This window comes from Micromonospora sp. CA-246542 (genome assembly GCF_050942905.1).
In the GTDB taxonomy this organism is placed as follows: Bacteria; Actinomycetota; Actinomycetes; order Mycobacteriales; family Micromonosporaceae; genus Micromonospora.
In genome coordinates this window covers 5,092,621-5,118,186 of sequence record NZ_CP192040.1, presented here as the reverse complement: position 1 = coordinate 5,118,186, position 25,566 = coordinate 5,092,621, and the positions used below count along the sequence as shown (strand labels likewise).

The 25,566-nt window shown below is 73.9% G+C and carries 17 protein-coding genes and 2 pseudogenes; 15 read left to right on the top strand and 4 right to left on the bottom strand.

Features of this window, described 5'->3' with window-relative positions; genetic code table 11:
- Nucleotides 1–143: 143 nt before the first annotated feature.
- The 3 genes from hisI to ACQP0N_RS23550 are packed head-to-tail and all read left to right on the top strand — an operon-like array spanning nucleotide 144 to nucleotide 2,738.
- Entirely contained in the window at nucleotides 144–575 is a 432-nt protein-coding gene (hisI, locus tag ACQP0N_RS23560) for a phosphoribosyl-AMP cyclohydrolase (RefSeq protein WP_433121776.1), read from the top strand.
- 46 nt (nucleotides 576–621) lie between these two features.
- Entirely contained in the window at nucleotides 622–2,175 is a 1,554-nt protein-coding gene (locus ACQP0N_RS23555) for an anthranilate synthase component I (RefSeq protein ID WP_433114170.1), read from the top strand.
- Complete coding sequence (locus ACQP0N_RS23550) at nucleotides 2,172–2,738, top strand: Trp biosynthesis-associated membrane protein (RefSeq protein WP_433114168.1); 567 nt, start codon at nucleotides 2,172–2,174, stop codon at nucleotides 2,736–2,738. The genes ACQP0N_RS23555 and ACQP0N_RS23550 overlap by 4 nt, the downstream gene beginning before the upstream one ends.
- On the opposite strand, the gene ACQP0N_RS23545 is transcribed toward ACQP0N_RS23550, so the two are convergent.
- Nucleotides 2,739–3,032 (bottom strand): hypothetical protein, encoded by a 294-nt coding sequence (locus tag ACQP0N_RS23545; RefSeq protein WP_433114166.1) that lies wholly within the window; start codon nucleotides 3,030–3,032, stop codon nucleotides 2,739–2,741.
- Nucleotides 3,033–3,518: 486 nt separating this feature from the next.
- On the opposite strand from ACQP0N_RS23545, the gene trpC reads away from it, so the two are divergent.
- From trpC to ACQP0N_RS23520, 5 genes and pseudogenes are all read left to right on the top strand, one after another.
- Complete coding sequence (trpC, locus tag ACQP0N_RS23540; protein WP_039906616.1) at nucleotides 3,519–4,322, top strand: indole-3-glycerol phosphate synthase TrpC; 804 nt, start codon at nucleotides 3,519–3,521, stop codon at nucleotides 4,320–4,322.
- A gap of 37 nt (nucleotides 4,323–4,359) precedes the next feature.
- The gene (gene trpB, locus ACQP0N_RS23535; protein ID WP_433114164.1) at nucleotides 4,360–5,598 is read left to right on the top strand and encodes a tryptophan synthase subunit beta; all 1,239 of its coding nucleotides are present in this window, start codon (nucleotides 4,360–4,362) and stop codon (nucleotides 5,596–5,598) included.
- A gap of 1 nt (nucleotide 5,599) precedes the next feature.
- Entirely contained in the window at nucleotides 5,600–6,403 is an 804-nt protein-coding gene (gene trpA / locus ACQP0N_RS23530) for a tryptophan synthase subunit alpha (RefSeq protein ID WP_425889552.1), read from the top strand.
- A 226-nt stretch (nucleotides 6,404–6,629) separates the two neighbouring features.
- Nucleotides 6,630–7,796: a prolipoprotein diacylglyceryl transferase gene (gene lgt / locus ACQP0N_RS23525; RefSeq protein WP_433114161.1), complete on the top strand. Its 1,167-nt coding sequence runs from the start codon at nucleotides 6,630–6,632 to the stop codon at nucleotides 7,794–7,796.
- A gap of 14 nt (nucleotides 7,797–7,810) precedes the next feature.
- Nucleotides 7,811–8,997: pseudogene (locus ACQP0N_RS23520) on the top strand (FAD-dependent oxidoreductase).
- A 58-nt stretch (nucleotides 8,998–9,055) separates the two neighbouring features.
- Here the strand turns inward: ACQP0N_RS23520 and ACQP0N_RS23515 are convergent.
- Nucleotides 9,056–9,892, bottom strand: a complete 837-nt coding sequence (locus ACQP0N_RS23515; protein WP_433121773.1) for a GNAT family N-acetyltransferase — start codon at nucleotides 9,890–9,892, stop codon at nucleotides 9,056–9,058.
- 153 nt (nucleotides 9,893–10,045) lie between these two features.
- Here ACQP0N_RS23515 and gltB point away from each other — a divergent pair, with 153 nt between their 5' ends.
- The 4 genes and pseudogenes from gltB to ACQP0N_RS23495 all read left to right on the top strand — a co-directional run bounded on the left by gltB (nucleotide 10,046) and on the right by ACQP0N_RS23495 (nucleotide 18,381).
- Nucleotides 10,046–14,749 carry a glutamate synthase large subunit gene (gene gltB / locus ACQP0N_RS23510; protein ID WP_433114160.1) on the top strand — a complete coding sequence of 1,568 codons (4,704 nt, stop codon included), beginning with the start codon at nucleotides 10,046–10,048 and terminating at the stop codon, nucleotides 14,747–14,749.
- Entirely contained in the window at nucleotides 14,742–16,262 is a 1,521-nt protein-coding gene (locus ACQP0N_RS23505) for a glutamate synthase subunit beta (RefSeq protein WP_433114158.1), read from the top strand. The genes gltB and ACQP0N_RS23505 overlap by 8 nt, the downstream gene beginning before the upstream one ends.
- A 172-nt stretch (nucleotides 16,263–16,434) precedes the next feature.
- Nucleotides 16,435–17,547: pseudogene (locus tag ACQP0N_RS23500) on the top strand (MFS transporter); the annotation flags it as partial.
- Between the two features lie 330 nt (nucleotides 17,548–17,877).
- Nucleotides 17,878–18,381 (top strand): hypothetical protein, encoded by a 504-nt coding sequence (locus tag ACQP0N_RS23495; protein WP_433121771.1) that lies wholly within the window; start codon nucleotides 17,878–17,880, stop codon nucleotides 18,379–18,381.
- A gap of 114 nt (nucleotides 18,382–18,495) precedes the next feature.
- Here the strand turns inward: ACQP0N_RS23495 and ACQP0N_RS23490 are convergent, their stop codons facing one another.
- Nucleotides 18,496–20,028, bottom strand: a complete 1,533-nt coding sequence (locus ACQP0N_RS23490; RefSeq protein WP_433114156.1) for a M1 family metallopeptidase — start codon at nucleotides 20,026–20,028, stop codon at nucleotides 18,496–18,498.
- Between the two features lie 188 nt (nucleotides 20,029–20,216).
- Here ACQP0N_RS23490 and ACQP0N_RS23485 point away from each other — a divergent pair, with 188 nt between their 5' ends.
- Together ACQP0N_RS23485 and ACQP0N_RS23480 are read left to right on the top strand one after the other, a co-directional pair.
- Nucleotides 20,217–22,748: an FtsK/SpoIIIE domain-containing protein gene (locus ACQP0N_RS23485; protein WP_433114154.1), complete on the top strand. Its 2,532-nt coding sequence runs from the start codon at nucleotides 20,217–20,219 to the stop codon at nucleotides 22,746–22,748.
- Nucleotides 22,749–22,750: 2 nt separating this feature from the next.
- Nucleotides 22,751–23,788: a hypothetical protein gene (locus tag ACQP0N_RS23480; protein WP_433114152.1), complete on the top strand. Its 1,038-nt coding sequence runs from the start codon at nucleotides 22,751–22,753 to the stop codon at nucleotides 23,786–23,788.
- A gap of 26 nt (nucleotides 23,789–23,814) precedes the next feature.
- On the opposite strand, the gene ACQP0N_RS23475 is transcribed toward ACQP0N_RS23480, so the two are convergent.
- Nucleotides 23,815–24,888 (bottom strand): phosphotransferase family protein, encoded by a 1,074-nt coding sequence (locus ACQP0N_RS23475; RefSeq protein WP_433114150.1) that lies wholly within the window; start codon nucleotides 24,886–24,888, stop codon nucleotides 23,815–23,817.
- A 392-nt stretch (nucleotides 24,889–25,280) separates the two neighbouring features.
- On the opposite strand from ACQP0N_RS23475, the gene ACQP0N_RS23470 reads away from it, so the two are divergent.
- Entirely contained in the window at nucleotides 25,281–25,544 is a 264-nt protein-coding gene (locus ACQP0N_RS23470; RefSeq protein WP_007462863.1) for a DUF6244 family protein, read from the top strand.
- Nucleotides 25,545–25,566: the final 22 nt, after the last annotated feature.

Here is a 25,566-nt window from a genome sequence, read left to right as displayed (position 1 = left end):
CCGGCGCCGACCTGGCCGAGGCCCTGGTCGACGGCCGCCTCGACCGCTACGTGGCCCAGCTCGCGCGGCCCGTGGTCGACCGGCCGAACCCCCGGCGGGAGCCGTCGCCGGTGCCCACGCCACGTGCGGGAGAATGGGCAACTGTGCCCGTACCTGACGCGCCGGTGACCGGCGTCCCCAGCGAACCGAACGGCCCGGTGGCCTCGGCGCCGGTCCGTCCGTCCCGGCTCGATCCGGCCATCGCGGCCCAGCTGCGCCGCAACGCCGACGGCCTGGTCGCCGCCGTGGTACGCGCGCACGACTCCGGCGAGGTGCTGATGGTCGCCTGGATGGACGACGAGGCGTTGCACCGCACCCTCACCACCGGCCGGGCCACCTACTGGTCCCGCAGCCGGCGCGAATACTGGGTCAAGGGCGCCACCTCCGGGCACCACCAGTACGTGCGCTCAGTCGCCCTGGACTGTGACGGCGACGCCCTCCTGGTCAGCGTTGACCAGGTCGGCGCGGCCTGCCACACCGGGCACCGGACGTGCTTCTTCACCGAGCTGCCGGTCACCGCGCCGGACGCCCGGTGAGCACGGTTCGGCGGAGCCCCGCCGTGAACGAGAGGCGGGTCGGCGCATGACCGACGGCGCGGTGAGCCCCGACGTGGCCACCTTCACCGAACTGGCCGCCCGCTGGCGTGTCGTACCGGTCACCCGACGGCTGCTGGCCGACGCCGAGACTCCGGTGGGGGTCTACCGCAAGCTCGCCGGCGGGCCCGGAACCTTCCTGCTCGAATCGGCCGAGCAGGGGGTCGGCTCGGCGGGCACGGCCTGGTCGCGGTACTCGTTCATCGGGGTCCGGAGCAGCGCGACCCTCGTCGAACGGGACGGCGCGGCGACCTGGCTCGGGCAGCCCCCGGCCGGGCTGCCGACCGACGGTGACCCGGTGCGGGTGCTGCGGGACACCGTCGCGGCGCTCGCCGGGCCGCCGCCCGGACCGGGCGACGGCCTGCCGCCGCTGACCGGGGGCATGGTCGGCTACCTCGGGTACGACCTCGTCCGCCGCTTCGAGCGGCTGCCCGAGCTGACCGAGTCCGACCTCGGCGTGCCGGAGCTGGGCATGATGCTCGCGACCGACCTGGTGGTGCTCGACCACTACGACGGCTCCGCGATCCTGGTCGCCAACGCGGTGCTGCCACCGCTGGACGCGGCGGACCGCGACGCGCACGTCACCGCCGCGTACCACCACGCGGTGGGCCGCCTCGACGCGATGACCACCGCGCTGTCCCGACCCATCCCGCCGATGATCTCGACGGTCGCGCGCCCACCGGCCGGCGAGGTCGTCTGTCGTACGCCTGAGGGGGGCTACGTCAAGGCCGTGGAGGCGGCCAAGGAGGCGATCCGGGCGGGCGAGTGCTTCCAGATCGTGCTGTCCCAGCGGTTCGAGCGGGCCACCCACGCCGACCCGCTGGACGTCTACCGGGTGCTGCGCACCAGCAACCCCAGCCCGTACATGTACCTGCTGCGCTTCGACGGGTTCGACATCGTCGGCTCGTCGCCGGAGGCGCACCTGAAGGTCACCGCCGGCGCGGACGGGCGGCGGCGGGCGCTGCTGCACCCGATCGCGGGCACCCGCCCGCGCGGCGGCACCCCGGCGGCCGACGCGGGCCTCGCCGCCGAGCTGCTCGCCGATCCCAAGGAGCGCGCCGAGCACGTCATGCTGGTCGACCTGGGCCGCAACGACCTGGGCCGGGTCTGCGAGCCGGGCAGCGTCCAGGTGCCCGAGTTCGCGACCATCGAGCGGTACAGCCACGTGATGCACATCGTCTCCACCGTGACCGGCACGCTGCGTGAGGACCGTTCGGCGTTCGACGCGCTCGCGGCGACCTTTCCGGCCGGGACGCTCTCGGGCGCGCCCAAGGTACGCGCCATGGAGATCATCGAGGAGCTGGAGCCGGTACGCCGTGGCGTCTACGGAGGCACGGTCGGCTACTTCGGCTTCGGCGGCGACCTGGACATGGCGATCGCCATCCGGACCGCGCTGATCCGCGACGGCCGCGCCTACGTGCAGGCCGGGGCCGGAGTGGTCGCCGACTCGGATCCGGCCGCCGAGGAGCAGGAGACCCGCGACAAGGCCGCCGCCGTGCTGGCCGCGATCGCCGCCGCCGAAACGCTGCGGGCTGCCCGATGAACGTGAAGGGTCGGCGCGAGCTGACGTACGCGGTGCTGCTCTGTCTCGCTGGCGCGGGCCTGGCGCTGTGGATGGCGACCCGGGGTTGGTCGGTCGAGCTGACCGCGCGGCCGGCGCCGCTGCCGCCGGTGCGGGAGGCCCGCAGCGGGGCCGTCCTGCTGCCGTGGCTGCCGGCGCTGGCCGTGGTGGCGTTGGCCGGTGGTGGCGCGGTGCTGGCCACCCGGGGTCGGGTACGGCGGCTGCTGGGTGTGCTGCTGGGGGCGTTGGGCCTGGCGGTGTCGGCCGGTGCGGGTTACGGACTGGTCGCCGACCTCGACGGTGTGGTGAGTCGGCAGTGGCCGGCGCTCTGCCTGGTCGGCGGTCTGCTCGTCGCCGTGGGTGGTGGGTGGACGGCGTTGCGGGGCGGCGGGTGGCCGGCGATGGGCGCCCGGTACGAGCGGCCGACGCGGACCGTCACGGAGAGTAGGCCGACGACGGCTGCCACCCCGGGCCCGATGGCCGGTCGGCGGACCACCGAGGCGTGGGACGCGTTGGACCGGGGCGAGGACCCGACGGCCGGCTGATCAGCCGACCGGCTGACGGTCCCGCTCCCGGACGACCGGCTGACGCTCCCGCTGCGGGTGGGCGGCGGCGCGGGTGGCGGTCAGCTCGGCCACCAGGCGGTCCAGCTCGGCGCGTCGGTCGGCGCGGGCCCGGTCGGCGCAGACCGCCTCCCAGGCGTTACCGCGGGCCGTGCGCATCCGGCCCTCGCCGACGACGGCCCGCTCCAGGGTGTGCACCACCCCGACGGCGAACGACGCCATGGTCCGCGAGATTGTGGTCAGTCCGATGCTGGAGTTCGACTCGGCAGTGTTCATGGCTCACTCCACACGAGGAGTCGGCGACGGTCGGGCAGGCGCGTCATCGAGTCTGCCCGAGGACGATGCTCACCGGCCGACGTTTCGTCGGGGTGACCGCCCCGTCAACTGTCCCGCCCCGCCCGCGACCTGGGAGGGGCCGTTCGGCCTTGAGCTTGCTCACAACATCGACTGCGGTCGCTGTCGCCGGGCGGTGATCGGCGGTGGATGGCATGATCGATGGGTCGGCCCGGTTCGACCGGAGCCGCCGGGCTCTCGTCGTGTGACGGTGGTCGATACGGAGGTGGCGCTGCGTGACATCCCCTTCACGGCAAGTCGGCCATTATGCCGCAGGCCTTTTCGTGAGCAGCGCCATACCCCCGGCTCCCGGCCTCGGTCGGGTGCCCCTAGCATCGGCCCATGACACCCGGAGAGGGGAGTCCGTTGGTGACTGCTGAGCATGCGCACGCGGAGGGGGACGAGGCCGGTCAGGCGGCGTCCGTAAGCGTGCTCGACGAGATTCTGGCTGGCGTGCGCGAGGATGTCGCCCGTCGCCAGGAGCAGGTTCCGTTGGAACGGATCCGTGAACTGGCCGCGGCGGCGCCGCCGCCGCTGGACGCGTACGCCGCGCTGCGCAAGCCCGGTGTGGCGGTCATCGCCGAGGTCAAGCGCTCCTCGCCGTCCAAGGGCCGGCTGGCCGAGATCGCCGATCCGGCCGACCTCGCCGTCGACTACGCGGCGGGCGGTGCGCGGGCCATCAGCGTGCTGACCGAGGGGCGCTGGTTCGGCGGTTCGCTGGACGACCTCGCCGCCGTTCGGGCCGCGGTCACCGTGCCGGTGCTGCGCAAGGACTTCGTGGTCTCCAGCTACCAGGTGCACGAGGCGCGCGCGCACGGTGCCGACCTGGTGCTGCTGATCGTGGCCGCTCTCGAGCAGAACGTGCTGATGGGCCTGCTGGAGCGGATCGAGTCGCTGGGCATGACCGCGCTCGTCGAGGTCCACGACGAGGAGGAGGCCGACCGGGCCCTGGAGGCCGGCGCGCAGGTGATCGGGGTCAACGCCCGTGACCTGCGTACCCTTCAGGTGGACCGCTCGGTGTTCGAGCGGATCGCGCCGGGCCTGCCGAGCAGCGTCGTCAAGATCGCCGAGTCCGGCGTTCGCGGGCCGCACGACCTGATCCGGTACGCCTCCGCCGGCGCCGACGCGGTCCTGGTCGGCGAAGGACTGGTCACCCAGAAGAGCCCACGCGAGGCGGTGGCCGAGTTGGTCAACGCCGGTAACCACCCGGCGACGCCCCGGCCGGTGCGCTGACCGCGCCGGTGTGACGCCCCACCGAGAGGATTGTCCGATGAGCGCCGACGCGCTGGCCCCGGTGGCCGGTTCGCAGCCCGACTCCGCCGGTCACTTCGGCCGCTTCGGCGGTCGGTTCGTGCCCGAGGCCCTGGTGGCCGCGCTGGACGAGCTCGACGGGGCGTGGCGTACGGCGATCGCGGACGAGTCCTTCCGGGCCGAGTTCGGCGCGCTGCTGCGCGACTACGCAGGCACACCGTCGCTGCTCTACGAGGCCCGCCGGTTCTCCGCGAAGGTCGGCGCCCGGGTGCTGCTCAAGCGGGAGGACCTCAACCACACCGGCGCGCACAAGGTCCGCAACGTGCTCGGCCAGGCGCTGCTCACCAAGCGGATGGGCAAGACCCGGGTGATCGCCGAGACCGGGGCGGGCCAGCACGGCGTCGCCACCGCGACCGCCGCCGCCCTGTTCGACCTCGAGTGCGTGGTCTACATGGGCGAGGTCGACACCGAGCGGCAGGCGCTCAACGTGGCCCGGATGCGGATGCTCGGCGCCACCGTCGTACCGGTCACCACCGGCTCGCGCACCCTCAAGGACGCGATGAACGAGGCGATGCGCGACTGGGTGGCGAACGTCGACGAGACCCACTACCTGATCGGCACCGCCGCCGGGCCGCACCCGTTCCCGGCCATGGTGCGGGACTTCGTCCGGGGGATCGGTGACGAGGCCCGGCAGCAGTGCCTCGACCTGACCGGCGCGCTGCCGGACGCGGTCACCGCCTGCGTCGGCGGCGGCTCGAACGCGCTGGGCATCTTCCACGCCTTCGTCCCCGACGAGGACGTGCGGCTCTACGGCTTCGAGGCCGGCGGCGACGGGGTGACCACCAGTCGGCACGCCGCGAGCATCACCGGCGGGTCGGCGGGCGTGCTGCACGGTGCCCGCACGTACGTCCTGCAGGACGCCGACGGTCAGACGCTGGAGTCGCACTCGATCTCCGCCGGTCTGGACTACCCGGGCGTCGGGCCCGAGCACGCCTGGCTGCACGACACCGGCCGGGCCAGCTACCTGCCGGTCACCGACGCGGAGGCGATGGCCGCCTTCGAGCTGCTCTGCCGCACCGAGGGCATCATTCCGGCGATCGAGAGCGCCCACGCGCTCGCCGGCACCGTGACGCTGGCCCCGAAGCTCGCCGCCGAGCTGGGCCGGGAGCCCACCATCGTGGTCAACCTCTCCGGCCGGGGCGACAAGGACGTGCACACCGCCGGGGACTACTTCGGCATCCTCGACAAGGAGCGCTGAGATGAGCCGCATCGGGGTCGCGTTCGACAAGGCCCGGGCCGACGGGCGGGCCGTGCTGGTCGGTTGCATGCCGGCCGGGTTCCCGACCGTCGAGGGCAGCATCGCGGCCATGACGGCGATGGTCGAGGCCGGCGTCGACGTCATCGAGGTGGAGATCCCGTACTCCGATCCGGTGATGGACGGCCCGGTCATCCAGAAGGCCAGCGACATCGCGCTGGCCGGCGGCGTCCGTACAGCCGACGCGCTGCGCATCATCGAGGCCGTCGCGGCGACCGGCGCGCCGGTCGTCACGATGACCTACTGGAACCCGGTCGAGCGGTACGGCGTGGACGTGTTCGCCCGTGACCTGGCCGCCGCCGGTGGCACCGGCCTGATCACGCCGGACCTGATTCCCGACGAGGCGGCGGAGTGGCTGGCCGCCTCGGAGGCCCACGGGCTGGACCGCACCTTCCTGGTGTCGCCGTCGTCCACCGACGCGCGGCTCGCGATGACCGTCGAGCACTGCCGGGGCTTTGTCTACGCCACGGCGGTGATGGGGGTGACCGGCGCGCGGGCGCGTACCTCCGACGCCGCTCCCACGCTCGTCTCGCGGGTGCGCGGGGTGACCGACCTGCCCGTCGGGGTCGGCCTGGGTGTGGGCACGGGCGCGCAGGCCAGCACGGTCGCCGGGTACGCCGACGGGGTGATCGTCGGCAGCGCGCTGGTGCGGTGCGTCCTGGACGCCTCCTCCGAGGCCGAAGGGCTGGCCGCGCTGCGTACCCTGAGCGCCGAACTCGCCGAGGGCGTTCGCAACCCGGCCCGCTGAGCGCCGCTGCGGGCCGACCCGGCCCGCCTCCCTCGCCGCTCTCGCGGTACGGGTGCGACAACTCTGATGCCTGTGCGTCATCTTGATGACGCACAGGCATCACGCTCCAACGGGTGCTGCCCGGCCTCTCCGGCGGCCCCGGCGGCACGAACCAGACGTCATTCCGACCCCGGTGCGGCGGCCCGGGGTGCCGCTGTGGGGGTGCGCAGCGGTAGCGTGTGCACCCGTGACCATCGCCTCGCTATCCCCCCAGGCGGCCCTGCCCAGTCCCAGCACCGCCGTCTGGCAGCTCGGGCCGTTCCCGCTGCGGGCGTACGCGCTGTGCATCATCGCCGGCATCGTGCTGGCCTGCTGGGTGACCGAGCGCCGACTGCGCCAGCGGGGCGTCGCGCCCGGGGCGGTGCTCGACATCGCCGTCTGGGCGGTGCCCGCCGGCATCATCGGGGCCCGGGTCTACCACGTGATCACCTCACCGGAGAAGTACTTCGGCGCCGGCGGCGAGCCGCTGAAGGCGTTCTACATCTGGGAGGGCGGTCTCGGCATCTGGGGCGCGGTCGCGGGTGGCGCGGTCGGCGCCTGGATCGCGGCCCGGCAGCTCGGCATCCCGCTCGGCGTGGTGGCCGACGCGCTGGCCCCCGGTCTGCCGCTGGCCCAGGCGGTCGGCCGGTTGGGCAACTGGTTCAACAACGAGCTGTTCGGCGGCCGGACGACCCTGCCGTGGGGTCTGGAGATCCACCGGATGGACCCGGACAGTCCGGGGCACGCCCTGCGCGACGACGCCGGCCAGCCGATTCTCGAGCCGGGTCTCTACCACCCGACGTTCCTCTACGAGTTGCTGTGGAACGTCGGGGTGGCCGGGCTGGTCCTCGTCCTGGACCGGCGGTTGAAGCTCGGGCGGGGCCGGGCGTTCGCGCTGTACGTCATGGGTTACACCGCCGGCCGGTTCTGGATCGAGCTGATGCGCACCGACGAGGCGAACCAGATCTTCGGCGTACGGCTCAACGTGTGGACCGCGGCCCTGGTCTTCCTCGGCGCGTTGGCCTACTTCGTGCGGGTCCGTGGCCCCCGGGAGTACCTGATCCCGATCGGCGCGGCGACCACCGCCACACCGCCCACGGAGTCCGACCTGTCGCAGGTCGACGTCTCCGCACGCGAGACCAGCGCGCGCGCCACCGCCCCCGAGGGTTACCGGGTGGTCAGCGAGGAGCAGTACGCCACCTGGCGGGACACCGGTGTGGCGCCACCGGAGCCGGCCGACGACGTGCTCCCGGAGGGTACCGAGTCATCCGCCGACGGGGACCGCGCCGCCGAGTCGACGGACGGGACGCCCGAGGGGCGCGACGGGGCCCGGGCCGACGCCACCGGCGTCCGCCCCGCCGACCGGGACAGCTGAGCGGGGGCGGCCCGATGCGAAGCGCGGTGGTGGTCGGCGCCGGGGTCGGGGCCTCGCGGTCGCCGGCGCGCTGGCCCGGTCCGGGTGGCAGGTCACCCTGCTGGACCGTGCCGAGCGGGTCCGGCCCGAGCCGACCGCCGTGGTGCTGTGGCCCAACGGCGTGCGCGCCCTGCAGGCTCTCGGCCTGGGCGCCGGTCTGGCCGCCATCGCCACCCCGCTGCCCGATGGCGGGGTACGCCGTCCGGACGGGCACTGGCTCGTGCAGCCCCGGCCGACGCCGGCCGACCGGATGCCGGTGGTGGTGCACCGGGAGGACCTGCACGACGCCCTGATCGCCGGCCTCGGTGACCGGGTCGAGCTGCGTACCGGGGTGACCGTGCGGCACGTGCGTGTCGATCCGGGCGAGCGACCGGGTGTGAACGACGGGCGGCACACCATCGAAGCCGACCTGGTGGTCGCGGCGGACGGCACGGACAGCGTCATCCGCCGCCAACTGGCCCCCGAGTCCCGGGTGGTCAGCTCCGGCTGCGCCGCCTGGCGGGCCGTCATCCCCTGGTACCGGGCGCCCCGGCTGCCCGCCGACCAGCCGATCGCTGGCGAGGTGCTGGGCGCGGGCTACCGCTTCGTGGCCGCCTCGCTGGGCGAGCGGGGCTCCTCGGGTGGCTCCACGCGCGGTGGCATCTACTGGGTGGCCACGGCGGCCGGCGCTCCCCGCCCGGAGCCGCCGGAGACCCAGCTCGCTCTCCTTCGCCGCTGGTACGCCGGCTGGCCTGCGCCGATCGGCGCGCTGCTCGACGCCACCGATCCGAGCGACCTCGTCCAGCAGGAGGTGCGCGAGCTTCGCCCGCTGCCGCGCGCGTACGGCTTCGGGGCCGGGCCGGGCGGCGTGGTGCTGCTCGGCGACGCGGCGCACGCCATGCCGCCGCACCTCGGGCAGGGCGCCTGCCTCGCGTTCGAGGACGCCGCCACCCTCGCCTCCCTGCTGCGCGAGGCCCGGCTACCCGATGCCGTGCAGACGTACGACCGGGTGCGCCGTCCCCGGGCGGCGACCGTGGTCCGGCAGACCCGGCGGATGTCCGCGGTGCTGCAGACCCGGGGCCGGTTGGCGCTGCGTGCCCGGGACGCCGCGCTCGGCACGATCAACTCGCGGCTGCTCTCCAGCGCCGCCGCCTCCGCGGCCCAGTGGCGTCCGCCGGCCTGACCGGCGGCGCTCAGGTGACCGCGCGCGCGGTTCTCGAAACCGGCGTCGGCCGGGCGGCTCAGGGAATCAGGGCGGCGGGTTCGGCGATGCAGGCGGTGCCGATGCGGCGGAAGCCGACCCGCAGGTAGACCCGGGCGATCTCCTCGCTGCCGGCGGAGAGGAAGACGAGCCCGGTCCCGGCGGCGAGCAGTTCCCGGGCGAGGGTGGCGGTCAGCGCGGCGCCCATTCCGCGTCGGCGGGCGGCCGGCAGGGTGGCCACTCCGGCGATCTCGGCGACGTCGTCCACGCGCATCGCCATGCCGCTGGCCAGCGCGCCCTCGGTCGGCGTGCCGGCCAGCGCGGAGATCCGTCGACCGTCGGCGATGCGGGCCCGCTCCTCGTCGAGCGCGGCCACCTCCAGCTCGGTGACGGCCGCGTCCCGCTCGGCCGGTCCGGCCTCGCCGGGCGCGGTGCCGGGGACGCCGAACGCCACGGCCGCCACGGCCCGCCGGGCGGCCACGTCCGCGGCGAAGTCGGGCGAGTCCGCCGCCAGCACCCGCACGGGTACGTCGGAGAGCGTCGCCGGGTCGGGCAGGGCGGCCGGGTCGAGGACCATCAGCGGGGCCTCCAGCACGGACAGCCCGGCCGAGCGGGCCACCGCGAGGAGCTCCGGGGTCGTCTCGTGCACCCATTCGAAGGCCTCCGGCAGGCCCAGCTCGCGCTGGCGTTCCCGTACCGAGGTCACGTCGGCCAGCGATGGCGGCTCGGTGGCGTCGATCCGGGGGCGGGCGTAGAACGGCCAGCCGGCACCCTCGCGGACGAACAGCACCAACCCGCCGTGCTCCTCGACACCGGCCACGTCGCGGGGCACCGCGTCGTAGAAACGTTCCAACCGGTCGAAGTCGTCCTTGCGCACCGAATCCACCGCGCGAGACTACACGTCCCAGACTCTGGACGGTGTGATCAATCTTGAGTGGCCTTGTGCCCCCAGCCCTAACGTAGACTCAATAGACCCACGGGCCGACGTCGTCCCCACCATGATCCAACCTGAGTGACGACAGGAGGCCCGGTGGCTCAGCCGTACGCGGATTCGACACAGCCGCACCCGCACAGCCCGCAGGCGTCCCCGACGCCCGGCACCCGCCCCGAGGCCCAGGGCCTCTACGACCCGGCGCAGGAGCACGACGCCTGCGGGGTGGCCTTCGTGGCGGACCTGTACGGCCGACGGTCCCATTCCGTCGTCGCCAACGGGCTCGGCGCGCTCTGCCGCCTGGACCACCGGGGCGCCCGGGGCGCGGAGCCCAACACCGGCGACGGCGCCGGCATCATGATCCAGGTGCCGGACGCGTTCCTGCGCGCCGTCGCCGAAGTACCGCTGCCGCCGGCCGGCGAGTACGCCACCGGCCTGGTCTTCCTGCCCGACGACGACGCCGCCGAGGCGCGCGCCCGTCGGGTGGTCGAGAAGTACGCGTTGGTCGAGGGCGCGGACCTGCTCGGCTGGCGGGACGTGCCGATCGAGCCGGACGGGCTCGGCGAAACCGCCCTGGCGGCCATGCCCCGGGTCCGGCAGGTCTTCGTGGCCGCGCACCGCCTCACCGACTCGCCCGCCGGACCGGCCGGCTCCCCGCTGCGCGGCATCGAGCTGGACCGGGTGGCGTTCTGCCTCCGTAAGCAGGCCGAGCGGGAGACCGCCGAGCGGGGTGTGCCGGCGTACTTCCCGTCGCTGTCCAGCCGCACCATGGTCTACAAGGGCATGCTCACGCCCGACCAGCTGCCGGCGTTCTATCCGGATCTGCGCGACGAGCGGGTCGACAGCGCGATCGCGCTGGTGCACTCCCGCTTCTCCACGAACACGTTCCCCTCGTGGCCGCTGGCGCACCCGTACCGGTTCATCGCCCACAACGGCGAGATCAACACGATCCGCGGCAACCGGAACTGGATGCAGGCCCGCGAGGCGCTGCTGCGCTCGCCGAACGTGCCGGGCAACATCCGGCGCGTCTTCCCGGTCTGCACTCCCGCCGCCTCGGACTCGGCGAACTTCGACGAGGTGCTGGAGCTGCTGCACCTGGCCGGTCGGAGCCTGCCGCACGCGGTGCTCATGATGATCCCGGAGGCGTGGGAGAACGACCCCGGCATGCAGCCGGACAAGCGGGCGTTCTACCGCTTCCACGCGAGCCTCATGGAGCCGTGGGACGGCCCGGCGTCGGTCGCCTTCACCGACGGCGAGATCGTCGGCGCGGTGCTGGACCGCAACGGGCTGCGCCCGGGGCGCTGGTGGCAGACCGACGACGGTCTCGTGGTGCTGGGCTCCGAGGCGGGCGTGCTCGACCTCGACCCCGCCCACGTGGTGGCGAAGGGCCGGCTCCAGCCGGGCCGGATGTTCCTGGTCGACACCGTGGCCGGCCGGATCGTGCACGACGACGAGATCAAGTCCGAGTTGGCCGCCGCCGAGCCGTACGCGGAGTGGCTGCACGCCGGGCTGATCGAGCTGGACGACCTGCCGGCCCGCGAGCACACCGTCTACACCCACGACTCGGTGCGTCGCCGCCAGCAGACCTTCGGCTACACGCAGGAGGAGCTGAAGGTCCTGCTCGCGCCCATGGCGCGTACCGGCGCGGAGCCGCTGGGCTCGATGGGCACGGACACCCCGATCGCGCCGCTGTCGACGCGGCCGCGACTGCTCTACGACTACTTCCACCAGCTCTTCGCACAGGTCACCAATCCGCCGCTGGACGCCATCCGCGAGGAGCTGGTGACCAGCCTGGCGTCGACGATCGGGCCGGAGGGCAACCTGCTCGACCCGACCGCGGCGAGCTGCCGGCAGATCGTGCTGCCGCACCCGATCATCGACAACGACGAGCTGGCGAAGATCCTCTCCATCGACGAGGACGGTGACCTGCCCGGCTTCAAGGCCGTTCGGGTCTCCGGCCTGTACCGCCTGCGTGACGGCGCGGCCGGCATCAAGGCGCGGCTGATCGAGATCTGCCGGCACGTCTCCGAGGCCATCGAGGACGGCGTGCGCATCCTGGTGCTCTCCGACCGGGACTCCAACGCCGATCTCGCGCCGATCCCGTCGCTGTTGCTCACCGCCGCCGTGCACCAGCACCTGGTCCGCGAGCAGACGCGTACGCAGGCGGCGCTGATCGTGGAGTCCGGCGACTGCCGCGAGGTGCACCACGCGGCGGTCCTGATCGGGTACGGCGCGGCGGCGGTCAACCCGTACCTGGCGTTCGAGTCCGTGGAGGACATGATCGCCACCGGCACGCTCGCCGGGGTCGAGCCGGTCGCGGCGGTGCGCAACTACGCCAAGGCGCTCGGCAAGGGCGTCCTCAAGATCATGTCCAAGATGGGCATCTCGACGGTCTCCTCGTACTGCGGCGCGCAGGTCTTCGAGGCGGTCGGCCTGGACAGCCGGCTCATCGACAGGTACTTCCGGGGCACCCCGAGCCGGATCGGCGGCGTCGGGCTGGCCGGTGTGCACGCCGAGGTGGCCGCCCGGCACGCGCTGGCCTGGCCGCCGGCGGGCACCGCCGACTCGGACCGGCTGGAGGTCGGTGGCGAGTACCAGTGGCGTCGCGAGGGTGAGCTGCACCTGTTCAACCCGGAGACGGTCTTCCTGCTGCAACACGCCACCCGCAGCCGGCAGTACGACGTCTTTCGCCAGTACACGTCAAAGGTCGACGCGCTCGCCGCGCAGGCCGGCTCGCTGCGCGGCCTGTTCACCGTGCGCACCGGGGTCCGTCCGCCGGTGCCGATCGAGGAGGTCGAGCCGGCCACCGAGATCGTCAAGCGGTTCGCCACCGGCGCCATGTCGTACGGCTCGATCTCGGCCGAGGCCCACGAGACGCTCGCCATCGCGATGAACCGCCTCGGCGGCAAGTCCAACACGGGCGAGGGCGGCGAGGACGTCGACCGGTTGCACGACCCGCTGCGTCGCTCCTCGGTCAAGCAGATCGCCAGCGGCCGGTTCGGCGTGACCAGCGAATACCTGGTCAACGCCGACGACCTCCAGATCAAGATGGCCCAGGGCGCGAAGCCCGGCGAGGGCGGCCAGCTACCCGGCAACAAGGTCTGGCCGTGGATCGCCCGTACCCGGCACGCCACCCCCGGCGTCGGCCTCATCTCGCCGCCGCCGCACCACGACATCTACTCGATCGAGGACCTGGCGCAGCTCGTGCACGACCTGAAGTGCGTCAACCCGGCGGCCCGGGTGCACGTCAAGCTGGTCAGCGAGGTGGGCGTCGGTACCGTGGCCGCGGGCGTGGCCAAACTCAAGGCCGACGTCATCCTGATCTCCGGTCACGACGGTGGCACGGGCGCGTCACCGATGAACTCGCTCAAGCACGCCGGCACCCCGTGGGAGCTGGGCCTGGCCGAGGCACAGCAGACGCTGCTGCTCAACAAGCTGCGTGACCGGGTCACCGTGCAGGTCGACGGCCAGCTCAAGACCGGCCGGGACGTCCTGGTCGCGGCGCTGCTCGGGGCCGAGGAGTTCGGCTTCGCGACCGCGCCGCTGATCGTCTCGGGCTGCGTGATGATGCGGGTCTGCCACCTGGACACCTGCCCGGTGGGCATCGCCACCCAGAACCCGGTGCTGCGCGAGCGGTACACGGGCACCCCGGAGTTCGTCGAGAACTTCTTCCTGTTCCTCGCCGAGGAGGTCCGGGGATACCTGGCCGAGCTGGGCCTGCGGTCCATCGAGGAGGCGATCGGGCAGAGCGAACTGCTCGACGTGGCCCCGGCGCTGTCGCACTGGAAGGCCCACGGGCTCGACCTGGCCCCCGTCCTGCACCTGCCGGAGCTGCCCGCCGGCACCGTCCGACGCGGGGTCCGCGCCCAGGACCACGGCCTGGAGCACGCCCTGGACAACGAGCTGATCGCGCTGGCCGCCCCGGCGTTCGCCGAGGGCGCGCCGGTGCGGGTCGAGGTGGCGGTGCGCAACGAGCACCGCAGCGTCGGCGCGATGCTCGGTGGCGAGGTGACCCGCCGCTTCGGCGGCGACGGCCTGCCCGAGGACACCATCGAGTTCGTGTTGCACGGCACCGCCGGCCAGTCGTTCGGTGCCTTCCTGCCGAGGGGCGTCACCCTGCGGCTGCACGGCGACGCCAACGACTACGTGGGCAAGGGCCTCTCCGGCGGACGCATCGTCGTCCGTCCGGACGCCGCCGCGCCGTTCCTCGACCCCGACGCCGAGCCGGGGCAGCGCGCGGAGGACCAGATCATCGCCGGCAACACCATCCTGTACGGCGCGACGGCGGGCGAGGTCTTCCTGCGCGGCCGGGTGGGGGAGCGGTTCGCGGTGCGAAACTCCGGCGCGGTCGCCGTCGTCGAGGGCGTCGGCGACCACGGCTGTGAGTACATGACCGGCGGCACCGTGGTGGTGCTCGGCGCGACCGGCCGCAACTTCGCCGCCGGCATGTCGGGCGGAACCGCGTTCGTGCACCGGGTGGACCGGTCCCGGGTCAACGCGGAGCTGGTCGACCTGGCGCCGCTGCGCGAGCAGGAGCAGACGCTGCTGCACGAGCTGGTCCAGCGGCACGTCGCCGAGACCGGTTCGGCGGTCGCCGAGGAGCTGCTCAAGCGCTGGCCGGAGGCGGTGGCCGAGTTCACCGCCGTGGTGCCCCGCGACTACCGCCGGGTGCTGGAGATCATGAAGGCCGCCGAAGCCGCCGGCCACGACGTCGACGACGCGGTGATGAGCGCGCTCAGCGCGCCGGCCGCGTCCGTGCCGCCCGCGCCGCGGGCGGCCACCCCGGAGGTGGCCCGTGCCTGACCCGAACGGTTTCCTGCGTTACGACCGGCGTCTGCCGGCCCGCCGTCCGGTGCCGGTGCGGATCAGCGACTGGCGGGAGGTCTACCCGCCGGCCGGTGAGGAGCTGGTCCGCGAGCAGGCCACCCGGTGCATGGACTGCGGCATCCCGTTCTGCCATGACGGCTGCCCGCTGGGCAACCGCATCCCGGACTGGAACGACCTGGTGCGGACCGGCAACTGGGACGCCGCCGTGGAGTCGCTGCACGCCACCAACAACTTCCCGGAGTTCACCGGGCGGCTCTGCCCGGCGCCCTGCGAGGCGGCGTGTGTGCTCGGCATCGCCGGCGGCCAGCCGGTGACGATCAAGCAGGTAGAGGTGGAGATCGCCGACGCGGCCGCCGCCCGCGGCTTCACCCCGCGCCCGATCCCGACGCCGTCGGGCCGGTCGGTGGCCGTGGTCGGCTCCGGGCCCGCCGGTCTCGCCGCCGCCCAGCAGCTCGCCCGCGCCGGTCACGCCGTGACGGTGTACGAGCGTGACGACGCGATCGGTGGCCTGCTCCGGTACGGCATCCCCGACTTCAAGTTGGAGAAGCGGCACATCGACGCCCGGTTGGCCCAGCTCACCGCCGAGGGGGTGCGCTTCCGCACCGGCGTGCACGTCGGTGTCGACGTCACCGCCGAGCAGTTGCGCGCCGAGCACGACGCGGTACTGCTGGCCTGCGGCGCGTTGCAGGGCCGGGACACTCCCGAGACGCCGGGGCGGGCGCTTCGGGGCGTACACCAGGCGATGGCGCACCTGGTCGCGGCGAACCGGGCGGTCGCGACCGCGACCACCGAGGAGGCCGCCGAGCGTCGGTTGGCGCGGGCGGTGCTGCCGGACGGCACCCCCATCGACGCGGCCGGCAAGCACGTGGTGATCATCGGTGGCGGTGACACCGCGGCGGACTGCCTCGGCGTCGCGCACCGGCAGGGCGCCGCCGGCGTGCACCAGCTCGACCTGTACCCGCAGCCGCCGACCGAGCGCGACGAGGCCCGGGATCCGTGGCCGACCTGGCCGTGGCTCCTGCGCAACTACCCGGCGCACGAGGAGGGCGGAGAGCGGGTCTTCGCGGTGGCGGTGCAGGAGTTCGTGGACGACGGCACCGGTCAGGTGCGTGCGGTACGGATCGCCGAGGTGACGGTCGAGAAGGTGGACGGTCGGCGGGTGCTGACCGTGGTGCCGGGGTCCGAGCGGGAGTTGCCCGCCGACCTGGTGCTGCTGGCGATCGGGTTCGAGGGCACCGAGCAGCAGCCGCTGTTGGAGCAGTTCGGGGTGGCCCGCAACGCCCGGGGAGCTATCGACGCCCGGGACGACTGGCAGACCGACGCGGACGGCGTGTTCGTGGCCGGGGACATGCACCGGGGCGCTTCGCTGATCGTGTGGGCCATCGCGGAGGGGCGCGCGGTTGCCGCCGCGATACACGGCTACCTCGGTGGTGTCGGCGCGTTGCCCGCCCCGGTCGGGCCGGCTGCGCAGCCGCTGGCCGCCCGTTGAGCTGAGGGGGGTCCGGTCGGCGCGACGGCGAGTCGCCGTGCCGACCGGACATTCCCCGAGGTGAGACCCTTCACAAATCTGGGCAAAGAGGTTTAGGTCGGCAAGACTTGTCGGCTGCCGAACCGCGCCGCGATCGGCTCGCCGTTCTGTCGTCGATCGCTGGAGGTTCGTCGTGGCCACGGGTGCCACCTTCGCCGCGCTGCGCCACCGTAACTACCGGATCTGGGCGCTCGCCGGTTTCGTCTCCGTCATCGGAACCTGGATGCAGGTGCTCGGAGTCAACTGGTACGTGCTGAAGGAGACCGGCTCGGCGACCTCGATGGGCGTGGCCGTGCTGCTCCAGGCGGCCCCCACGCTGCTGTTGAGCGTCTGGGGCGGGGTGCTGGCCGATCGTCTTCCCGCCCGTCCTCTGCTGATCACCGCCCAGGTGGCCCACGCCGCGTTCGCCGCGGGCCTCGCGGCGGTCGCCCTGACCGGGGTCGGCGGCCTCCCGCTGATCTTCGCGATCTCACTGGCCAGCGGCGCTGTCTCGGCGATCGAGGGGCCGGTCATGGGTCGCTGGTCCTCGACCCTCGTGGATCGCGAGACGCTGGGCAACGCGCTGGCGCTCGGTTCGCTCACCAACTCCGCCGGACGCATCCTCGGCATGAGCCTCGGGGCCGTCGGCGTCGCCGTCGTCGGCCCGGCGCTGCTCTTCGGCATCAACGCGGCGAGTTTCGCCGCCGTGGTGGTGGCGCTGTTCGCCGTACGGCCGGGGGCCGTGGCCGGCGCGGTGGCTGCCGGTGGCCCGACCCGACACGGTCTCCGCGCCGGGTTCTCCTACCTGCGCGGCCAACCGGTCCTGCTGCTCGCGCTCGCCCTGTCGTTCGTGCTGGGCAGCCTCGGTCGCAACTACCAGGTGACGATGGCGGCGATGAGCGACGGCCCGCTGGCCGCCGGCGCCTCCGGCTACGGCCTGCTGTCCACGGTGTTCGCGGTCGGGACGGTGGTGGGCGCGCTCGCCGCCGCACGTCGGCGGTCGCTGAGCTACGGGACCCTGGTCGGCGCCGGCCTGCTGGCCAGCGGTCTGCAGATCGTCGCGGGTCTCGTCCCGGGCGTCTGGAGCTTCGCCGCGGTGATCCTCCCGATCGCCGCCGCCGCGGTCGTCATCGACACCACCGTCGGCACCCGCGCCCAACTCGACACCGATGGCGCGATGCGCGGCCGGGTGCTCGCCGCGCTCGCGGTCACCGGCTCGGTCTCCGCCGCGGTCGGCGCCCTGCTGCTGGGCTGGCTGGCCGAGCATGCCGGTCCACGGCAGACGCTCGTCCTGGCCGGCTCGGTCGCCGCGATCGCCACCACGGCGGCGGCGGTCGCCCTGGACCGGCAACACGGCCGCGCCGCGCCCTCACGCTGGTCGTCCCACGGCCGCGCCATCCGGTACGGCGAGCGGCGTGGCGGGCGGCCCGCGTCGTACGGCCCGCCGGCGCGGTGTGCGTCGTCGCCACCGGTGGCACCGCCCCGCGTCCGCTCCGACTGGGCGAGCTGGCCCTCGCGGGCGAGACCGCCCGGCACTGAGACAGCGGTCACCGCTTCCGGGACCGGGCGACACGAAGATCATCGTTACGCTGCGATCATGGACAACGAGGAGCGGTTGCGGCGTACCCGCCGGTGGCTGTGGATCGTGCTGATCGGCCTCTTCCTGAGCGGGGCCACCGCGTTTCCACTGGAGATCGAGGTGCGCTGGCTGCTGCGCGCGCTGGACCCGCTCGCCGGCCAGTTCCCCGCGCTCGTCGCCTGGATCGAACGGGTCCACAACGGTCTGGTGACGGCGGACCGGGACTACCCGTTCCTGCTCTACGGCACCGACTGGCTGGCCTTCGCCCACCTGGTGCTGGCGGTGGCGTTCTGGGGGCCGCTGCGTGACCCGGTACGCAACGTCTGGGTGGTGCAGGTTGGCGTGATCGCCTGCGCGGGGATCATCCCGTTGGCGCTGATCTGCGGCCCGATCCGGGACATCCCGTGGTTCTGGACGCTCGTCGACCTGTCCTTCGCGGTCGGGGCGTTCCCACCGCTCTGGTTCGCCTACCGACACATCCGTGCCGTCGAGGCGAGCCCGACCCAAACCCCCAACCCCTGACCCCCTCCCCACGCGCCGATCATGGAGTTGTGGTGGGCGAAAGCTTCACCAGTGCCCGACATGCGAGGCACCACAACTCCATGATCGACGGGGTGGGCGACGTGGGGCCGAGACCTAGTGCGAGAGCAGCTCGTGGGACTCGCGGATCTTGGACCAGGACTTCGGCTCGGCCGGTGGGGCGGTCTTGCGGGCGGCGCTGGCCACGTCGGGGCGGCCGGCGGTGAAGAGCCAGGTGGTGAAGAAGTCGTCCAGGTCCAGACCGGAGATCCGTTCGGCCAGGGCCTGGAACTGCTCGATGGTGCCGTTGCCGTACCGGTGTTCGGCCGTCCACGCCGGCAGGATCGCGAAGAACGCGTCGTCGCCGACGGCCAACCGGAGCTGGTGCAGCGTCATCGCGCCCCGGTCGTACACCGCGTCGTCGAAGATCCGGTCGGCGCCCGGGTCACCGGGCAGCACCTGCCAGAAGTCGTCCTCGGCGGGGTAGCTCGCGTATACGAAGTCGAAGACCTCCTGCGCGGTGCCCTCGCCCTGCTCCTCCGACCAGAGCCACTCGGCGTACGAGGCGAAGCCCTCGTTCAGCCAGATGTTGCGCCACTCGGCCACCGAGACCGAGTCGCCGAACCACTGGTGGGCGTTCTCGTGGGCCACCACGTACGTGTTGGCGCCGCGCCGCCAGAAGCCCGGCCCGTACACCGGGCGGGTCTGCGTCTCCAGGGCGAAGCCGATGCCGTCCACCGGACCGGCCACGCCACCCTGCGCCTCGAACGGGTACGGGCCGAAGATCCCGCTCTCCCAGTCGACGATCTCACCGGTGCGCTCGACGCTGGCCCGCGCGGCCGGACCGAGCGCGCCCAGCGACGTGCTGTACGCGTTGATCACCGGCTGGCCGCCCGGCGTGGTGTCGGTGACGATGTCGTACTCGCCGATGGCCATGAAGGCCAGGTAGGGCGCGGTGGGGGAGGTGGTCCGCCAGATCCACCGGGTGCGGTTGCCGGCCTCGGCCAGCGGCGGCCTCGGCTGCACGCCGTTGCTGATCACCTCGAGGCCGGTGGGCACCGACACGGAGATGTCGAAGGTCGCCTTGTCCAGCGGGTGGTCGTTGCTCGGGAACCACCACCACGCCGACTCGGGCTCGTTGACCGCGAGCGCCCCGTCGTCGGTACGCGTCCAGCCGGTGTAGCCGCCGACCAGGGTCTCCGACGGGACGCCGCCGTAGCGCACCACGATGGTGAGCTGCTGGCCCCGGCTGATGGTGCGGGCCGGGGTGACGACCAGTTCGTGCGTGCCCGCGGTGCTGGTGCCGGCCTCCCAGCCGTTGACCCGCACCGACTCGACGTCGAGCAGGAAGTCCAGGTTGAACGCCGAGAGATCCTGCGTCGCGGTGGCGAGGATCGTGGTGGTGCCGGTGAGCCGGTCGGTGGCCGGGTCGTAGCGCAGCCGGACGTCGTAGTGCGAGACGTCGTAGCCACCGTTGCCGTAGTCGGGGTAGTAGGTGTCGCCCAGCCCGGGCGCGCCGGGTTGCGGCGCGGCGGTGACGACCGGTCGGCCCCAGGCCGTCGGGGCGGCCGCGGCGGGCGGGCCGGTGAGCATGGTGCCGGCGGTGGTGAGGGTCAGGGCGGCGGTGGCCGCCGTGAGGACTCGACGCACGGGGTGGACTCCCTCCATCGGGTGTTCGCACCGCAAACCTAATCGACAACTGTGAGCGTCGCTGGCCTGCCGCGCGGGGGGAGACGTCGTCGCCACGATCCGAAAGCGGGGGTCGGTTACTGTCCCGGCGTCACCGCTGTCCGTTAGGGTTTGCGCGAACCGGACGGCCGTGGCGTGGGAGGCGATGCGTGGGCAGGCTCGCGTCGGCGTACGGGCAGGCGGTCACCGCCCACCGGGCGGCCCGTACCCATCTGGACGCGGCCCGGGCCGTGCTCGGCGCGGCGCCGCCTTCGACGCCCCGCGCCGGTGGGGCCGACCTCGTCGCCCGGCTCGCGCGCCTCGGTGGCGCACTGGCCACACCGACTCCCGGCGTCGCCGCCCTGACCGACGACCCGGTCGCGGTGCGCGTCGGCGAGGCGTCCACCGAGGACGGCGGCTTCGCCGTGCTGGTGCCACTCGGCGGCGGCAACCACCTGGCACTGGACACCGACGCCCGGGACGGGCGGGTCGCCGCGTTGCTGCGGGCGGTGGTGCTGCGGCTCGTGGCCACCGCGCCGCCCGGCCGGGTCCGGGTCGCCGGCATCGACACCGCCGCGCTGGGCGCGACCTTCGGCCCGCTGCGCCCGCTGCTCGACGCCGGGGTGCTCGACCCGCCGGCCACCAGCGAGGCCGAGGTGACCGCCCTGCTGGACGCCGCCGAACGGCACGCCCGCGCCGCCCAGCACGCCGAGCCCACCACACGGCAGTTGCTGCTGGTCGTCGCCACCGCCGCGCCCGCGCCACGCGAGCTGGCCCGACTCGCCGCGCTCACCCACGCCGGTCCGGCCGCCGCCGTCTGCGTGCTCCTCGCCGGCCATCCGTCCCGGCTGCCCGGCGAGACGTCGCCGCCGCTGGGCAGCACCACCGCCATCCGGCTCAGCGACGGGTACGCGCACGTCGGCGACCCGCCCGGCACCCCGTTCAGCGCCGACGGCAGCGGCCTCGCCGCCCCCGTGCTGCTCGACGGCGACCCGCCGCCGGCGTCGGTCCGCGCGCTCGCCGAGCATGTCGGCGCCGCCGCCCGCCGCGCCGACGCGCTGCCCTTCGCCGCTCTGCTGCCCGAGCGGCGCTGGGCCGAGTCCTCGGCCAACGGCCTGCGCACCGTCGTCGGCCGGGCCGGCGCCACGCCGCTGACCGTCGCCTTCGATGACGCAACCCCGCACTGGCTGGTCGGCGGGCGGACCGGCGCGGGCAAGACGGTCTTCCTCCTCGACGTCCTGTACGGGTTGGCCGCGCGGTACTCGCCCGCAGAGTTGCAGCTCTACCTGCTCGACTTCAAGGAGGGCGTGAGCTTCAGCGAGTTCGTGCCCACCGGCCGCGACCCGTCCTGGCTGCCGCACGCCCGCGCGGTCGGCATCGAGTCCGACCGCGAGTACGGCCTGGCGGTGCTGCGGGAGTTGCGCCGCGAGGCACAGCGGCGGGCCACCGCGTTGAAGCGGCACGGCGTCACCAAGCTCGCCGACCTGCCACGAGACAGCCCGTTGCCGCGCATCGTGGCCGTCATCGACGAGTTCCACGTGCTCCTGGCCGGCAACGACGCCCTGGCCCGCGAATCGGTCGACCTGCTGGAGGAGTTGGCCCGCAAGGGCCGCTCGTACGGCATCCACCTGGTGCTGGCCAGCCAGAGCATGACCGGGATCGAGGCGCTCTACGGCCGGGCCGAGGCGATCTTCGGGCAGTTCGCCCTGCGGGTGGCGTTGCCCGGCGGTGGCGGCGTCCTCGACCAGCTCAACGATGCCGCCGCGGCCCTGCCCATCGGCGCCGCCGTCATCAACACCGCCGCCGGCGCGGTCGGCGCGGACACCGTGCTGCGCTTCCCCGACGCGCACGCCGCCGCCGGGGACCTCGCGGCGCTGCGCCACGAGCTGTGGCAGGCCCGCCCGCCGGGCTCGCGGGCACCGGCGGTCTTCAAGGGGTACGAGGCGGCCCGTGTCGAGGACGATCCCACCTTCGCCGGGCTGCGTCCCGGTGGCCGACGCCCCATGGCGCTGGTCGGCCGGACCGTCGACGTGCACGGCACCACCGCGCTGTTCCTCATGGACACCACCCCAGGCCGGCACCTCGCCGTCGTCGGCACCGCACCCGCCGGCGCGGACGTGCTGCGCGCCGCCGCGCTGAGCCTGGCCCGTCAACACAACCCCGGTGACGTCCGGTTCCAGGTGTCCTCCCTGGTCACCGCCGCCGACCCGGTCGCCGCCGAGACCGAGGCCACGCTGCGGGCCGCCGGCCATCCCGTGCACCGCCTCGACGCGGCCGGGCTGCGCGACCGGATCGCCGAGTTGGCCGCCGAGCCGGCCGGCCGGGAATACCTGGTGGTGTTCGGGATGGACGCCGCCGCGCCGGTACTCGGTGCGGCCGACCCGGTGACGTTCCGCTCCGGCCTGGACGACCTGCGGGCCGTGCTGCGCCAGGGGCCCGCCCAGGGCGTGCACCTGCTGGGCTGGTGGCGTGGCCTGCGCCGGCTCTCCGACGACCTCGGCGGCACCCAGAACCGCGACGACGTCGCCTGCCTCGTCGCGCTCAACCTGCCCGGCGCGGAACTGGCCCTGCACCTCGGGGTGCACGACCTGGCGTACACGCCCCGTGCCGACCGGGCGCTGCTGGTCGACCGGCACGACCAGCGGACCCGGCTGATCGTGCCGTTCGCCCGCGACGGGCACGAGCCGGACGGGGAGCGCTGACGGTGTCCTTCGAGGAGTACGCGGCGCTGGCCCGACAGCTCGCCGAGCACCGCCGCGCCGGTGAGCGGGACACCGCCGCCGAGTCCGCGCGCCGCCGCGACCTGCACGCCGCCGCCGACTATCTGCACCAGCGGCTGACCGCCCAGGGACAGCGTCTCGACCAGCTCGGTCGCGCGATCGGCGTCGACCAGCCACCGGCCGCCGCGCCGCCCGACGCCGGTGCCCCGCCCGGCCCGCCGTTCCCGCCCGGCCCACCGGGTGACCCCGCCACCTGGCCGGCCCCGCCTGCCGGGTCCGGTCCGTCTGCGGCGCCCGGCCCGTTTGCCGGGTTCGGTACGTCCGGTCCGCCCGCGGCGCCCGGCCCGTTTGCCGGGTCCGGTCCGTCTGCGGCGCCCGGCCCACCTGTCGGGTCCGGTCCGCCCGCGGCGCCCGGCCCGTCTGCCGGGTTCGGTACGCCTGCGGCGCCCGAGGCTGGGGACGGGGATTCCGCCGGCGCAGCCGGCGTGCCGGGGCGGTCGGGTGTCGGGGCGTACCCCGAACTGCCGGCGGGGCAGGCGCGGCTGGCGTTGCCGACGGCCGTGAGCCCGGCGGGCGGCGGGGTGCCGACACAGCGCGCGGCGGCGGTCGACCCGGTGGTGGAGCTGGAGTTGGCCCGGCGGATGGCCGACGAGGCCGACCGGCACGGGCAGCAGGCCGAGTTGCTGGCCCAACGGCCGGCGCTGCTGCCGACGTGGTCGCCGCTCGCGCGGGCGGTCGCCGTCTACGCGGCCTGCGGGGTGGCGGCCGGGGTGTTCATGCTGACGCTGGTGCTCGCGTCCGGGATCGGGCTGGTCGACGGCTTCACCCTCGGCGCGTGGATCTGCGCGGGCCTGCCGGCGCTGGCGTTCTTCGCGGGCTATCTGGTGTTGGGGCGGTGGGGGAGACCCGCCATGGTCGCCGGCACGCCGCCGCGTTACCTGCCCCTCGGGTTCGCGATCTGCTTCCTGCTGGTGCCGCTGGGCTACTGCGCCTACCTGGTGCTGTTCCGCGCCCTGCGCTGACGACCGTCGTCCGAGCCGCGCTGCCGTCAGCCGAGGGCCGACGGGCTTGCCCGCCGCAGCTCGGTCAGCTCGTGGTCCAGCAGGTCGGTCAGTCGCTCGAACCGGTCCGGCCGGTTCTGGTGGGTGATTCCCCGGCTGGGCATCTCGACCGTCATCAACAGGTACAGGTGCAGGCGGTAGAGGCTGAGCCGACGCAGCTCGGCCTCGTCGAAGACCACCGGATCGGTGGCGGCCGCCCGGTAGCCCCGCAGGAACGGGCTGTCCGGTTCGTCCTCGACCCGCCGGTAGATCAGGGGCGACACCAGGTCCATCAGCGGGTCGCCGAAGAGGAACCGTTCACCGTCGACGATCCCGCGCAGGTGCAGGTTGCCGTCGGCGTCGGCGTCGGCGTCGGCGTCGGCGTCGGCCTCGGGTTCGGGTTCGGCGAGCACGTTGCCGTCCCAGCCGTCGAAGTGCAGCAGCGCCGGCCGGCGTACCTCGTCCAGCACCGACGCGTACCGCTCGGGCAGTTCCCGGATCCGCTCCGGCGAGGTGGGCAGCGGGACGTCCCAGTCCGCCGCGTCGGCCAGCAGCCCGTCGAGCATGCCGGTGAAAGCATCGCGCCACGTCGCGCCGCTCGCCCGGCCACCGTCGTACCCGTAGCGGTCGCCGCTGACCCGGTGCAGCGCGGCGATCGCGGCTCCGAACTCGTACCGGGCCGGGGCGTCGTCGAGGTGCTGTTCCGACTCTGCCCACGCCCGCAGCGAACGGCCGGGGATGCGGCCGCTGACCAGCCACTCGCCGAGTTCCGGATCGTCGCCGTGGTGCAGCAACGCCGGCACGGGGACCTGCGGCGCGCGCGTGGACACGAGGCGGAAGTACCGCGCCTCGGCCGCGCACAGGCCCCGCTCGTAGCGCAGCAGCGGTACGTCGGGCCGGGGCGCCACCTTCAGCACCACCTCGCGCCCGTCGTCGAGCGCCACCCACCACACCGACGCGAAGCCGCCACCCGTGCTCGGTCCACAGTCCGCCATCGCGTGGCCCGTGCCGAAGGACGCCTGCACGTAGCGACGCACCTGATCGTGGTCCAGTGGCCGCTGCGTACGGCTCAGCGCTTCCACCCCGGCGTACCTTCCTCCCCGTTCGTGACGCCCGCCAGAGTGCCAGATTCGTCGTAAAGTCACCGTCCTGGTGCGCTGCTGAAGTCCCCGCCCGGCGCGACGTCGTCGGCGAGCTGCGCCGCCGCCGCGAGGACGCCGTCCCGTTCCTGGTCGGTGCACCCCTCGTTGACCGCTTCGGCCGTTGGGCTGGGGTCTCTTGATCACTTGATGCGTACCAGTTCGTCGAACGCCTGCGGGGACTGGTGACCATCAAGTGATCTCCGCGAGCGATGCCCTGCAGCTCACGATCGAGCGATCGAGCGGTCGCGCGCTGTGCGCGGATCTCGTACGCTCCCTTGTGGTCTCCGCCAGCGCGGTGGTGGAGGCGATGGTCGACCGTGGGGAGGGCGCGCGTGAGCGCAGCACAGATCATCGCGAGGTTGGCGGCGGCGTCGCAGAAGCTCGACGAGGCGAAGGCCAAGACCGCGGCGGCGGCGCAGGATGCGGCCGAGGCGCGATCCCTCGTGGCCGGCGCTCTGGAGGGCGTAGCGGCCGGCCCTCTCGTCGGCATGATCGACGCGTACCGCCAGGCGTTAGCGCAGGCGTCCCAGGGCGGCGAGCCGGCAAAGCAGCACGTCCAGGAGACGATCGCCAAGGTCCGCGCGCTGGGAAACTGACCACGCGTCGCTAGCCTGGCTC